Genomic DNA, 13976 nt, shown 5'->3' with positions numbered 1-13976 from the left:
CCCGAGATGAGTGCAATGTTATTACTTAGGCTTATTGATTTCTACATCTATTATAAGCTTGACTGTACGCATAATTATATTGGCTGGCGTTATAGCAACCATATTCTGCTTCCATTGACTCAACTGTATCAAAAGCAACACGTTTACATAGGTCATACCCCCCAAAAACAGTCTTCAACTGTTCTTGCTGTAAAAGGTCATCAGACCTTAAATTTAACTTTTCTAAACTTAACTTTTTCATTTTATAAGTTTTAAAATTTGTCTTTGCCTTGGACGTTTCAAGGCACCCAAGGTTTGTGCCTATTCTTCTCGAGAGAATATCGTCTATGGCCCAAAGCTTGCTTTGGGCTTTTTTTAGTTTTATACCAGTACTTCCTTTACATCTTCTACACTATATTCATTGGGCAGTTCATGGCCGTTTATGAACAGGGTTGGGGTATGGGTAATGTTTTCTACATCGCACCATGCACGCATCTTTGTTATTTTTTCATCTTGTACCGCTAATGCCCCGTTTAGCGGAAATGCTTTCGAAAACAGGGCATAATCCTTGGTTTGTGCATTGTACCAAGCGTCCAATGCCTTTTGGGTTTCTTTTGGCTTGCCCAAGGTATCGATGGCAAGAAAGTGGCGCACTGGATTGGCAATATGGTCATCTTCTATCCTTGCGGTAAACAAAATCTGTAAATTAATAATGCCTTTTTGTACCAGCGCTTCCAACACAGGGTGTGCATCGGCACAGGGGCCGCAATAGGGGTTGCATACCTTAATAACATCATATTTTGCATTTTTGTTGGTCAGGATAATGCCCAGCCCTTCGGTGGTATTCGTAATTTTCCGTGATTTGGACAAGAGTCCATGAAACACATTAAGGTTGTTCTTTAGTTTTTTGAGGCCTCTTTTGTACAGATTTGTCTCTTTTTTGGTGTCGATCAAGGGTTTTGCCCAAGACCACAATAAGAGAGGTGCAAGAAAAAACACCGCCAATAAAGACGTGCTTTCCAAAACAAGGGCAGCTTTATAGTACCCTCCCAAAACAGTTAGCACGATTTCAAGTACCAATACGGCCTGCACCACAATACAGAACTTACACCATTGTTTGATAACCACCGCTTGATAATAGACCGAGGCCAAAATAATGGGTAGCGTCGCTATACTTAGATAACCGGACAAGGCCAAAGAGGAGGAGGAAAAATCGGTTAAAAGTAAGATGGCCAGGGTGGCAAAAAAATAGGAGAACCCTATACTACTTAGGCTTACCGTACCATTAAAAAGCTTTGCTTGTGCTGAGCTCAATACGGCATTGCAGTTGACCTTACCCCCGCCTGAACAAAAATTTTGTAAGGTAGGATTGTATTCGTCCACCTCAAACCATAAGAGCAGAACGCCCGCCACCAAGCCTATCCCTTTTAGTAGGGTATAGCTTGCGGCCAGAAGTAAATCGGTAGTGCCGGCAACGGCAATTGTGCGTAAGGCCAGTAGGATCCATAGACCCAAACAGGCAAAAATACCAGCTAGTAAAAACCTACGGGTTCTTTTAACCGTCAAACGCTTTTCGATGCCAGGCTCTTTGGTTTCGGCAGTGGTTTCGGTCAATAGGGCTATACCCGTCCATTTTTTAATAAACTCCTCTTTTAAAAGCTGGATTGGTTTGCCCGTGTCGGCAACGTACGAAACGCTTTCATTAGAAATGGCGTTCAATACCACAAAAATTTCTTGAAGCCTTTCCTTTAATTGAACAACACAGGGTAACGGTATTTCACTTAGCTTCTTGAAGTCTATTTTCACGGCAAGTGTCTCTGTATTGTATTTTTCCAAGGTATCGGCTATGGCCAACAAGCTAGGATGCTCACCATGGGAAAGTACGGTATCCGCAACGAACTCATGGGTGTGCTTTACCTTCAAACGGCCAAGTAGAGTATCTGTTACAGCTACGCAATTATCCATAGGGTATACATAAAATAACGTTGAACCTTAACAAGGTACAATTGTATGCGTATTCTAGGGACAAAAAAGCCGTACAGTTTTACGGTTTATATATTTTTAAGGTAAATTTAACATAATTTGCACGCTCAAAGGAAACCTTTCTCGCGTGCCAAATGCACCAATTCCAGATCGTTGTGTCCGTTAAGTCCAAAGTGTTTGCGTAATAGGTTCTTTCTTTTTTCTATGGAGGACAACGAAAGTGCTATTTTTTTTGGTAAGTCCTTGGTAGGTATTCCTTTGGAAAGGTAGTATAAAATTTGACGGTCTTCCGGTAGCAAGCGATCATTTTGTAACCGATGCCGTATTGCCATTGAAAATTCGCCGCTGTAATACGGCTTGTTATTCATAACATTTTTTATGGCTTTTATAAACGTTACATCGTCTATATCGCTTTTTACCAACATGGCGTCTGGGTTGAGCGATTTGAAAATGGAGAAGAGCTGGTGTTGGTCTATAAGACTCGTTATGACCATAATTTTTATTTTGGGGCGCAAGCGTTTTATCCTGAGGCCCAAATCCTCCCCCGAAAACAGTTTCTCATTCGGACACGGTGGCATTCTTATATCCAGAATCACCAAGTCAAAAGCTAGCGGGTCCTTACTAAAGGTAGTAAGGCCATCAGTTAAGGTATTCGCCAGGGTGCAATTGACTCTAGTTGTTGGTTCCTTTTCCGACCAGTTATCCAAAAATAGTTTAAGCCCCAAACAAATAAAGGGATGGTCATCTATAATAAGAATCCGAAATATGTTCATCTACATAAAGTTTACCGATTACCGAAGCCATTTTAAATCTATGAAATTAAGCACTATTTTTTTTTTTTTTTTTGATTGTTAATGAATTGTTAAATTTGTAAAAAGTTCAGCTTCCTGTTTGTAAATACTTTTATCCAGGGAATAGGGTTTTTGTCGCGCTTATATTTTTTACCTAAAAGTTCGCTAAACTTTACATGCGGTTTAGCTGCATCTTAAAAGCTTAGGACTCAGCTGTGAAATGGGGTGATGCTTAAACAATACGGCACCTTGGTTATTATTTATATTACTTTTTGATGTATGCTAGGTATAACTGGGACAATAGAGGTTTACTGCATACGAGGTCGGAGGTGTTTTCAATGGACGAGTTATTATTGTTCTACGCAAAGCTATTTTGCAAGGGAGGCCATTGGGCGCTTATTACGCAATATGGATATCCACAGCAGGTGTCTTTAGATGCTAGTTGGGATTTTGGAAAAGAAAAGGATACATTATTTATTGTACCGCTTACGGAGTAGTTATTTTTGAAGTTGAACAAGATTTATCAGGATACAATGCACGATATAGATATAGAAATGGTGGAAATGACCTTGGACGTGGTCAAGTATGCCATTAACCGCATCACCAAAACCAATCCGGAATTGGGCAAGCCCAAAACAGAAGCGGAACTGAGACAATTAGTTGGCGAAACCGTTACGAATAGGGGAATAGGAGGGGAGAAGGCCTTTGAGCTCTTCCGTGATGTTTTGGTCAAGGCTACGGTGCCCATTGATCATCCCAGACACTTGGCTTTTGTGCCGGCAGCGCCCACTAGGGCGGCTATTTTGTTCGATTTGGTGACTTCGGCCTCTAGTATCCACGGGGCGTATTGGATGGAAGGTGCCGGTGGAATTTTTTGTGAGAACGAGGCCATGCAATGGTTGGTGTCCCTAACCGGTATGCCCAAACCTGCTTTTGGGGTGTTTACCAGCGGTGGTACGGCGGCGAATCTTTCTGCCTTGGTGGCCGCACGCGAAAAATGGCGAAAAAATCCAAAAAATCAGAATGTAAAAGGATTGATGATTACCGCTATTGGCGCGCATTCCTCCATAAAGGCCATGGCAAAGGTCATAGATGTAGATGTGCTTTTGGTAGATACCGAAGATGCCATGTCAGGAACCGCACTACAAACAGTGATCAATAGATTGAATGCGGAACAAAGGGCCCGCGTCTTTGCGGTCGTGGCTACAGGGGGTACTACCAATGCAGGGATTATAGACGACCTTGCAGGAGTGGCAGAGGTTTGCGAACGGGAACAGGTGTGGTTTCATGTAGATGCCGCCTATGGTGGTGGCGCTTTGGCCGCGAAATCCGTTCGGCATTTGTTCAACGGTATTGAGCGGGCAGACAGTGTAACCATTGATCCGCACAAATGGTTGTTTTCTCCGTATGACTGTGGTGCTGTACTGTACAAAAACCCAGAAGAGGCCAAAGAAGCCCATGCGCAAGAAGGCTCCTACTTGGAAATTTTTAAGGATGAAGGTGCGCATGGTTTTAATCCCTCCGATTATCAAATACAGTTGACCCGGCGTTTGCGTGGTTTACCACTTTGGTATTCCTTGGCGACACACGGTACGGAAAAATACGCTTGGGCGGTCGAAGAAGGCATAAAGTTGGCCAATATAGCAGGTAAACTGATTATGGAACATCCCTTATTGGAATTGGTACGGGAACCAAGCCTCTCCTGTGTGCTGTATCGTCGTAAAGGATGGACACCGACCGACTATCGCAATTGGACCTATAAAAACCATGATGCCGGATTTGCCCTGGTAACGCCAACAAAATGGAAAACCGGTAGCGGCTATGAGACCGTAAGTAGGTTTTGCTTTATTAATCCAGATACCACCGAGGAGGATATTGTAGCTATTTTAAAAAGTATGGAGTAGTGCTAAAAAATTAGGTCGGAGAAATCTACGGCACCAAAAACTCACCGTCCCAATCGTTGTTGCTCTTGGAGAAACGAACCCGCAAATGATTGGGACGTTTTAGTTTTAGGTATTCTATTTTGAACGGTTCTATTTCTACCATGCTAAAATGGTTGTCATCGTTCAGGTATTGGAGTTCGTCCGGGTTATTTAGGGTGCTTCCCGGAGTTTGTTCACTTAAGTAGTCTTTTCTGCTGTTGGGTTGTATACCGTGCCAGTATTTTTTTAAGATTTTTTCGTCGTTAACCACACGTGCTTTTCCTTCTATTTTTAGCTGAAGCAGTTGTTTAGGATGATAAAACAAACAGCTTACTTTGGGGTTTTCGGTAATGTGCGTCATTTTTTTAGAGCGCCTGTCCGTATAAAAAATCAATTTAAAATCCTCTGTGATTTGACGCAGCACTACGGTGCGTAAGCGTGCCATTGGGTCTAAACCTACGGTTGCCAAGGTAAAATAGCGAAACGGATGGCCTTTTTTGACAAGGCTATGCTTTAATTCTTGTTTCGCTTCCTCTAAAAATTGCTGAGTCATTAAAATTATATTTTCTTAAAAATATAAAAAAAATATTCAAAAGTAGGGTAAATCGAAACTAGGTTGTTATATCATAAATGTCGTGAAAAAGAATTTTGAATTATTCATGGAATAATTCGTTTTGGTTGGTTTTTGATTTCGAAGAAAAGCTTGGGGTGGTTCCCAAGCTTTTTTCGTTTTTTATTTTCTTTAGTTTATCAAAGCTGATAATCATCTTAGTGAATTTAAAATGTCCTTTTCATTAAAATTCCATGTTGTACGGTCTATGTGATTCAGGATAATTGGCCTTGTTTAAGTTTAATGAATTAAAGTAATTGGTGGTAAAAATTATAGAGGTCAGCAGTTGGTTACTTATTTTAAACTGAAATAACAGCAAATATGTCTGGCTGTGTGCCCGCCTAAATTGCAAGCGAGGCAGGCAGTCGAAGTCCGGTTTTGCCAATCAAGTGTTCTCTCCCACAACTTCGGGAGCGCTGGGACTGACAACGCTGTGATAATTTAATATTATGATTTTCAACACATTACATTGTTCGCAATTTATGTATTTAGCTACTGATCGCTATAGAATAATTTAATTCGAATTATGTATTGGAACTTCGTTATGAAGCTTCGAGATACAATGAATACTGTGGTTGCATCTATTTTAGCATAGCACCGCAAGGGTTACATCGTAAAAAAGTAGCGCAGCTGTGGTAGTCGCAGTAGCTCGGTGCTGTAGTAGTTTGTTTAATGCATATTTTGGGTTTAATGTGTTAGGGAGGATTCTGGTTGCTCTTCGTCTATAGCTTAGTGTTATTCACCCTGCAAAACTTATGGCCCAGCTTGTAGTTTTTAAAGAATTTCTATGAATATAACATCTTTGTCATCAAAATGCTTAAATATACTATTCTGTAAGAAAATACGTTATAAAATTTCATAATATAAAACTATGTCCCAAAAAAAACTATATCAGTTCAGTCTACTATTCATGTTATTATTCGCTTCATGTATAAAGGATAATTTTGATTCCACTTTGGAGGACAATCGTGATAGCTCCCTCTCAGGCGATGACCAAGAAGAAAACCTACCGTTGGAGATTACTAATTTAACAATACCTGAAGGGTTCGATTTTGGCACACAGCAAATTATTACCGTACTTATAAGTGATGCAAGGGCTAATGTCAAGTACGATGTATACGCCTACAATGATGAGCTCATAGAGGGAGAAATTATTACCTACGAAAATCAAGAAGGGGAATTTATAACTGAACCTCAGTTTCTAACAGATATACTTAATCAATTATTATTTACAGGAGTAACGATAAATGGAAAACTAACGCATCAAATAGTGCTTCCTTCGTATTATACCAAGCTATATATTAGGAGTAAGCTAAATAATAAATACAGTTCCGAGGTGGTAAGTATTGTAGATAAAAAAGCGGAGTATGAATATAAAGGAACATCAAATACTACCGGTAAATCGGGTGTTTTGGACTATCTCTACTGTGTAAACGGTAATGCTGAACTTTATCAGATAGATCCCTTAGATGGTGCTTATACTGCTATTTCAGAAATGCCTATGGGCAGTTACACTGCAGCAATTGATCAAGAAAATAAGGTATTGTATAGTATAGGAAGGAGCAGTCCGTACCCCTTAATGAAATATTCCATACAGGACAACCAATGGGAGACTGTTTCTAATTTGGGAAGGGGTGGCCCCAGGTTGGATTATAATGTAAACGATGGGCTACTTTATTTCGCCAATGCCGATGTTTTATACACTATAGATCCTTTAAACGGTACATTTATATCTAGTTGGAAAATAAAAGGACTGGATAATAAGGGTGGTGGAGATCTAGCCTTTAATAAGGAAGGTATTTTGTTCATGTGCACCTTTTCAGGTTTATACAAGCTTACACTAGATTCGGATGGAGACTATTTGGCCGACCGTATTAGCGCGGACAACCTGCCTTTTAGGCCTACATCCATGACCTTTGATTCCAATCAAGAGTTGTGGTTGGCCAATAATGCTTCCAGTTCCGATTTGATAATAATGGATACGGAAACAGGAGGTTGGGAGTATAGATATGGTATAAGTGCTAACAATAACACGAATGTGGGAAGGACTATAAATGACTTAACTACGTTTAGGGTGTTCGACGAAAATCAAGAGCCAGTAGATACAGATGGTGATGGTATTTTTGATGGTGATGATAGCTTTCCAGAAGATGCGGACAAAGCGTTTGAAGTATTTACTCCTAGTAAATATGGTTTTGGAACCGTTGCTTTTGAAGATTTATGGCCATATTCCGGTGATTACGACTTTAATGATGTAGCGGTAAACTACAAAATAATTGCAGTACAAAATGCCTTAAACGAGGTTGTTCAGGTAGATTTTAATATCACCGCTAAGTCTAATGGAGCTAGTTTCGTAAATGCCTTTGCTGTAGAATTTGAAAATTTAAATCCTTCTCAAATAGAATCGGTGACCGGTCAGGCTCTTAGCGAGGGGTATATAGAGTTAAACGCAAATGGTACAGAAGCGAATCAAGAAAACGCGGTGGTAGTTTTTTATGATAATAATAATGCAGTACTCAATGAACATAGAACCATCTCTATTAAGTTCACGGAGCCTATTACGACGGCAGAACTGGGTGCCGCGCCTTTTAATCCTTTCATTATTGTTAATAAAACAAGAAAAAAAGAAATACACTTGCCATTTGCTAATACTACCTCTTTAGGTGAAAAGACGGTGGACCAAGATGGCGTAAATAAGGATCCAGACGGAAATTATGTGACAGAGCAAGGCTTGCCCTGGGCTATTAATATTGTACATGATTTTAAAGTTCCAAGGGAAAAAGTATCGGTAGTTAAAGCCTATAACTTTTTTGCCGCATGGGCCACATCCGGAGGAAAAACCAATGCGGATTGGTATAAGGATGGTAAGGGAAATAGAAATTTAGAACTATTGATACAATAGCACCATCTTAGTTTAGATTGTATAGAATACCTTGAAAAAAGTAGATAATATAAAAGGCAGAACTTTTTCCGTCGTTTTTTAGTGCCTGTCGCTATAACTACTTTACTTTATAATCCAAACGCATGGTAATGGACGCAGTTTTGTTTTTGGATGAAGTGTTAAAAGAACCGCCCCAAGAGTAGTCTTCTCCGGAATTTTGTCCGGTAATTTGGAATACGCCCATTTTGGCCGAAATAAGGTCGCCTAGGCCACTACCGGAATTTTGGGCAATGCTTTCTGCCCTAAGACGTGCATCTTCGGTAGCTTTAGAGATCATTTCAATTTTTAAGTCGGCCAATTTTGTATAATAGTACCGCGGTGGGTAGGAGTTAAATTGTACCCCTTTGTTCAATAGTTCCGTTATTTCTCGGGCAACCCCTTCGATTACGGCTACGTTCTGGGATTCTATTTTTACGGTTTGTGTCAACATATATCCTCTAAAGGTACTGCCTACAAAGTTTCCGTTTTCGTATTTATTATCACGCTGTTCCGTGGTCTGTACACTGTTAAAAATAATATTGTCCTCTACTATGCCTTTTGATACCAAGTAGGAACGTACGATTTCCTTGTCACTTTTCAATTGTTCGAAAGCGGCTTTAAGATTGCCGTTGGTGGTAGAAAATTGTCCCTCCCATACAATAAGATCGGAGGTAAAATTTTCATTTCCCAATCCGGTAACCGATATAATCTGTGGCGGATTGGCCCTGTTCACATAGGCATTGCCCAAAAAATAAGCGGCTATGACGATCGCCGCTCCAAAAATAATCGCTGTTATGTGTTTCATTTTAACGCTTTTAATCAGGAACGGTAAATTTGGGTAAATGTTGTTGGTTGCTACGTGCTTAAAACCGCAAGATGTTTGGAAATGTATTTCGCTTTCCGGCCAGCGTATTTTTGAAACGGACATACTATTGATCAAAAGAAAGAACCGGGATTTTAGGTAAAACCGTATTTCTTGTTAAAAACCTATCGTAAATAACTCTAAAGAACGCTTCTCCAAATTTGCTATTTTGCTATTTTTGCGCATGCAAAACAAAGTCCTAATCCTAGACTTCGGTTCACAGTATACCCAACTTATAGGGAGACGCGTACGTGAACTGAACATTTTTTCCGAAATAAAACCGTACAACAAACCACCAAAAGACCTAACGGAATACAAAGCGGTCATCCTTTCGGGTTCTCCATATTCGGTGCGGGCAGCAGACGCACCACATCCTGATCTTTCTCAGATAAGAGGAAAAGTACCTTTATTAGGAGTGTGCTACGGCGCGCAGTATTTGGCCCATTTTAACGGCGGTAGTGTAGCGAAGTCCAATACGCGGGAATACGGTAGGGCTAACCTTTCCATGGTAGATGCCAAAAACGCGTTTTTAAAAAATATCGCTACCGGAAGTCAAGTTTGGATGAGCCATGCCGACACGATAAAACAACTTCCTGATAATGCCCAACGCTTGGCAAGCACTCACGATGTGGAAAATGCGGCCTTTAAGTTTGATGGGGAGGAAACATACGGTATCCAATTTCATCCGGAGGTATACCATTCTACGGATGGGAAGCAACTATTGGAAAACTTTTTGGTAGGTATAGCGGGTATTGCCCAAACCTGGACACCCGATGCGTTCGTGGAAACGACCGTGGCCGATTTAAAAGAAAAAATTGGCGATGAGAAGGTGATACTGGGATTATCTGGTGGAGTTGATTCGTCCGTAGCGGCAGTGTTGCTGCATAAGGCCATCGGTAAAAATTTACATTGCATCTTCGTAAATAACGGCCTTTTGCGTAAAAACGAGTTTAGTGCCGTTTTAAAGCAATACGAGGGAATGGGACTTAACGTTAAAGGGGTAGATGCTTCGGCACGTTTTTTGGACGGACTGGAAGGGGAGAGCGATCCGGAAACCAAACGCAAAACGATAGGACGTGTTTTTGTTGAGGTCTTCGACGATGAATCCCACTTGGTAGAAAACGCCCAATGGTTGGCGCAAGGAACAATTTATCCGGATGTAATAGAATCCGTTTCCGCAACGGGAGGCCCATCGGCAACGATAAAAAGTCACCATAATGTAGGCGGACTCCCAGATTATATGAAGCTAAAAGTAGTGGAACCTTTAAAGATGTTGTTCAAGGACGAAGTGCGCAGGGTAGGTGCCAGTTTAGGTATTGATAAGGCCTTGTTAGGCAGGCATCCTTTTCCAGGTCCGGGACTGGCCATCCGTATTTTGGGGGATATTACAAGGGAAAAAGTAGCTATTTTACAGGAAGTGGACCATATCTTTATACAGGGACTCAAGGATTGGGGCCTTTACGATAAAGTTTGGCAGGCAGGCGCTATGTTATTGCCCGTAAATAGTGTAGGTGTAATGGGAGACGAGCGTACGTACGAAAAATGTGTTGCATTGAGAGCTGTAGAAAGTACGGACGGAATGACGGCAGATTGGGTGAACCTGCCTTATGAGTTTTTACAAAAAACGTCAAATGACATCATCAATAAAGTCCCTGGAGTGAATCGTGTCGTATATGATATAAGTTCAAAACCTCCGGCAACTATAGAATGGGAATAAAATGAAAAATAAGTTAACAACACTTTTAGTAACCGTAGTGCTTTGCATCGTATCAAGTACAACCTTGCTAGCGCAAAAATTCACCACCCATGCGGTTAAGCGCGGTGAGACCTTGTATAGCGTTGCGGCAAAGTACGGGGTATCCACAGAAAGTATTCTCAAGTATAATAAAGAGATAAAGGAAGGTGATTCGTTGCCAATAAATACGATTTTGGTAGTTCCTGAGGCCAAGTCAAAAAATGTTTCCAATACATCCGATGTCCAGAACTTGATGAAAAATGTGATGCAAGATTCTGTTAAAACCCGAGAGCCTATTGGATTTACGAGTCATAAAGTAAGAAAGAGGGAGACATTGTATGGAATCGCAAAGCGGTACAATGTTACGGAGGACGAGATTAAAAAATATAATAAACAGTTGTACGCTTCTCAGCTAAAAAAGAAAATGGAAATCCGTATCCCAAAATACCGAAAGGTAGCTGAAAAGGAGAATTCCATTGATCCGGATGCGTATGAAAAGTATACGGTAGCTCCAAAGGAAACCAGGTGGAGTATTGCCCATAAATACGGAATTACCATTGACAGCATGTTGGTGCTTAATCCATCACTCTCCCAAAACACAAACTACTTGGCGGAGGGGTACGAACTATTAATGCCTAAGATAGCAGGTAGTACGGTTGCAGAACAGCAGACACAATTGTATACTTCCTATACCGTACCTGCTAAGATGAACTTTTACAGGCTGGAAAAGGAATTTGGTGTCAAAGCCGATGAAATTGTACGCTTGAACCCGGAGATTACCCAAAGAGGCGGATTAAAAGAAGGGATGGTGATACGTATTCCGGAAACCAAACTTGCCCCAGGTGAAATAAACACGGATAACTACATCTTTTATGAGGTAAAGCCAAAACAGAACGAGTTTAGGTTAACCAGAAAGTTCGGAATTTCCTGGGCGGATTTGGTTAGCTTGAACCCCGATTTAAAAAACGGATTAAACGCGGGGATGATTTTAAAGCTGCCGAAAGAGCAGGTAGGCAATTTTGAAGTTAGGAATTCCCTGATCTTGGATAAGGTAAACCTTTTGGATAGCGTAAATACAGCTATACGGCCCAAGGTGATGTTTATGTTGCCCTTTAGATTGGATAAACTGGACCTTTCGGATAGTGAAAAGGTTGCTTGGGCCATTGAAAACAGAAACAGTTTAAAATTTAGCTTAGGGTTGTACTCTGGTGCTCTTGTAGCGCTGGATTCCTTAGCGGCATTAGGGGTTTCTATAGATGTAAAGACTTTTGATAATCAATTGGACACCGATAAGACCAAAGAGATCTTGGCAGGGGAAAGATTGTCGGAATATAATGCCATATTTGGCCCTTTGGATGAGCTGTCCATGAAAGAGGTGGCTGTACAGGCAGCCAATTATAAGGTTCCGGTCGTGGCTCCGGTCCGGGCGAAAAGTGATATTAGCCTTAACAATGTCTTCTTTTCGTATACCGATGATGATTTGTTAAGAAAACACATGGTAGACTATGTGAAGAAGAATTATACAGATCAAAACATCGTTATTATTGCCGATGATAAAAGTAGGCTAGCCCAAGATATGTTAGTGCGGAGTTTTCCAAATGCAAAAGTTGTAAAGGTAAAAGAAGAGGAAAAAAATATAGGGATAAATAGGGAAAAACTAGGAGGATTGTTAAGTGAAACACAAGAGAATTGGGTATTTGTAGAATCTGATAATTTCAAGTTGATTTCCAGTGTTGTTTCAATTCTAAATGCTTTTAATAACTCGCTATTGGATATGGAAAAAAGTACCGAGAAATTAAAGTTAAGGATGTTTACCACGGATCATAACAATGGTTTTGAGAACGATGTTATTTCCAGCACCCATTTGTCCAACCTTAATTTCACCTATCCTTCTGTTTACAGGGAAGTTTCTGCCAATTCTTTTGTGACACGGTATCGCGAAAAATTTGGCGAAGAGCCAGATAAGTATGCGGTAAGAGGGTTTGATGTAACCTATGACATACTTTTAAAGTTGGCCTATACGAACAATCTTATGGAAGCCGCAAAATTTATTGGCACGACCGAGTATGCTGGAAATAAGTTCGATTATGCCAAGGATGCAACTTCGGGCTATTTTAATCAAGCTTCCTATATCATGGCTTACGAGGATATGCGAATAAAACAACTAGAGTAATATGACGGCTAAGGTTACCTATAACGGAGGGTTAAGAACATCGTGTGTACATCTAAAGTCCGGCGATTCCTTTACGACCGATGCTCCATTGGATAATAATGGTCTAGGACAGGCATTTTCACCTACGGATACCGTTGCAACGGGTTTGGCAAGCTGCATGCTTACGATGATGGGTATAAAGGCCAATGGCTTGGACATCGATATTACCAACGCTACTGCCGAGGTAGTTAAACACATGGCCTCGGCTCCAAGACGAATTTCTAAAATTGAAATTGAATTGAACCTTCCCGCTGATATTTCAGAAAAGAACAGGAAAATATTGGAACATACGGCAAATACCTGTCCTGTGCATTATAGCTTACATCCAGAAATAGAAAAAGTAATAACCTTTTATTGGGAGCTATAAAATTTAATATTTTTTTTCTCTTGCTAGTGATGATCCAACTAGCATCACCACAAGATTTTGAAACCGTTTCTTGGAAAGCGGAAGAACGTCTTTCTTGGGATGATTTTAGGGGCGATGTGCCGCAAAATGCCAGGGCAGCCGCAATTACCGCGAGCGGAATTACCTATAGCTTTTCTACCTCTGGCACTAAAGACAACATACAGGTCGACTTTAAAATAGATACTTTTTTTTATCCAGCTAAATCATGGTATCAGCCAGCACTATGCGACTCCGTTATTTTAAGTCATGAACAACTACATTTTGATATCTCCGAGCTATTCGCTAGAAAGTTCAAAAAGCGTTTGGAGAATGAAAAGTTTACCTACGGTACGGTCAAGGCAAGGGTAAAATTGATTTATCGGGAAATAAATGAAGAGCTGGCAAATTTTCAGCAATTATATGATAAAGAGACCAACTTTTCTCGTGATGGCGCCAAACAGGAAGAATGGATAGTAAAAATAGCAAACGCCTTGCAAGAAGAATAGTCGTGGATACCGCTACTACCGGTATTTACCCACTGTCAATTTATTCTTAATAATTCACCGATAGCTTCTGC

General features: G+C 40.6%; 12 protein-coding genes. 7 read left to right on the top strand and 5 right to left on the bottom strand.

The window, feature by feature from the left end; translation table 11 throughout:
* Positions 1–31: 31 nt before the first annotated feature.
* From ACFQZJ_RS11085 to ACFQZJ_RS11075, 3 genes are all read right to left on the bottom strand, one after another.
* The gene (locus tag ACFQZJ_RS11085; protein WP_379934556.1) at positions 32–241 is read right to left on the bottom strand and encodes a hypothetical protein; all 210 of its coding nucleotides are present in this window, start codon (positions 239–241) and stop codon (positions 32–34) included.
* 119 nt (positions 242–360) lie between these two features.
* On the bottom strand, positions 361–1944 hold the full coding sequence (locus ACFQZJ_RS11080) for a vitamin K epoxide reductase family protein (RefSeq protein ID WP_379934554.1): 1584 nt from the start codon (positions 1942–1944) through the stop codon (positions 361–363).
* Positions 1945–2069: 125 nt separating this feature from the next.
* Positions 2070–2735 carry a response regulator gene (locus tag ACFQZJ_RS11075; protein ID WP_379934552.1) on the bottom strand — a complete coding sequence of 222 codons (666 nt, stop codon included), beginning with the start codon at positions 2733–2735 and terminating at the stop codon, positions 2070–2072.
* 293 nt (positions 2736–3028) lie between these two features.
* On the opposite strand from ACFQZJ_RS11075, the gene ACFQZJ_RS11070 reads away from it, so the two are divergent.
* On the top strand, positions 3029–3250 hold the full coding sequence (locus tag ACFQZJ_RS11070) for a hypothetical protein (protein WP_379934551.1): 222 nt from the start codon (positions 3029–3031) through the stop codon (positions 3248–3250).
* A 36-nt stretch (positions 3251–3286) separates the two neighbouring features.
* Positions 3287–4657 (top strand): pyridoxal phosphate-dependent decarboxylase family protein, encoded by a 1371-nt coding sequence (locus tag ACFQZJ_RS11065; RefSeq protein WP_379934550.1) that lies wholly within the window; start codon positions 3287–3289, stop codon positions 4655–4657.
* A 25-nt stretch (positions 4658–4682) separates the two neighbouring features.
* Here the strand turns inward: ACFQZJ_RS11065 and ACFQZJ_RS11060 are convergent, their stop codons facing one another.
* Entirely contained in the window at positions 4683–5228 is a 546-nt protein-coding gene (locus ACFQZJ_RS11060; RefSeq protein WP_379934549.1) for a pyridoxamine 5'-phosphate oxidase family protein, read from the bottom strand.
* Positions 5229–6156: 928 nt separating this feature from the next.
* Between ACFQZJ_RS11060 and ACFQZJ_RS11055 the strand changes: the two genes are divergently transcribed.
* Entirely contained in the window at positions 6157–8187 is a 2031-nt protein-coding gene (locus ACFQZJ_RS11055; RefSeq protein ID WP_379934548.1) for an LruC domain-containing protein, read from the top strand.
* 97 nt (positions 8188–8284) lie between these two features.
* Here the strand turns inward: ACFQZJ_RS11055 and ACFQZJ_RS11050 are convergent, their stop codons facing one another.
* On the bottom strand, positions 8285–9010 hold the full coding sequence (locus ACFQZJ_RS11050) for an SIMPL domain-containing protein (protein WP_379934547.1): 726 nt from the start codon (positions 9008–9010) through the stop codon (positions 8285–8287).
* Between the two features lie 241 nt (positions 9011–9251).
* Between ACFQZJ_RS11050 and guaA the strand changes: the two genes are divergently transcribed.
* Genes guaA through ACFQZJ_RS11030 form a run of 4 tightly spaced genes read left to right on the top strand, consistent with a single transcriptional unit; the run spans position 9252 to position 13905 of the window.
* A complete protein-coding gene (gene guaA, locus ACFQZJ_RS11045) occupies positions 9252–10784 on the top strand; it encodes a glutamine-hydrolyzing GMP synthase (RefSeq protein WP_379934545.1) in 1533 nt (510 codons plus the stop codon).
* 1 nt (position 10785) lies between these two features.
* On the top strand, positions 10786–12975 hold the full coding sequence (locus ACFQZJ_RS11040; RefSeq protein ID WP_379934544.1) for a LysM peptidoglycan-binding domain-containing protein: 2190 nt from the start codon (positions 10786–10788) through the stop codon (positions 12973–12975).
* 1 nt (position 12976) lies between these two features.
* Positions 12977–13381: an OsmC family protein gene (locus ACFQZJ_RS11035; RefSeq protein WP_379934542.1), complete on the top strand. Its 405-nt coding sequence runs from the start codon at positions 12977–12979 to the stop codon at positions 13379–13381.
* 29 nt (positions 13382–13410) lie between these two features.
* On the top strand, positions 13411–13905 hold the full coding sequence (locus ACFQZJ_RS11030; RefSeq protein ID WP_379934540.1) for a DUF922 domain-containing protein: 495 nt from the start codon (positions 13411–13413) through the stop codon (positions 13903–13905).
* Positions 13906–13976 lie beyond the last annotated feature (71 nt).

The organism is Maribacter chungangensis (assembly GCF_042676845.1).
GTDB lineage: Bacteria > Bacteroidota > Bacteroidia > Flavobacteriales > Flavobacteriaceae > Maribacter > Maribacter chungangensis.
Note: the sequence above shows the minus strand (reverse complement) of the source record. Positions and strands in the feature narration are given on the sequence as shown.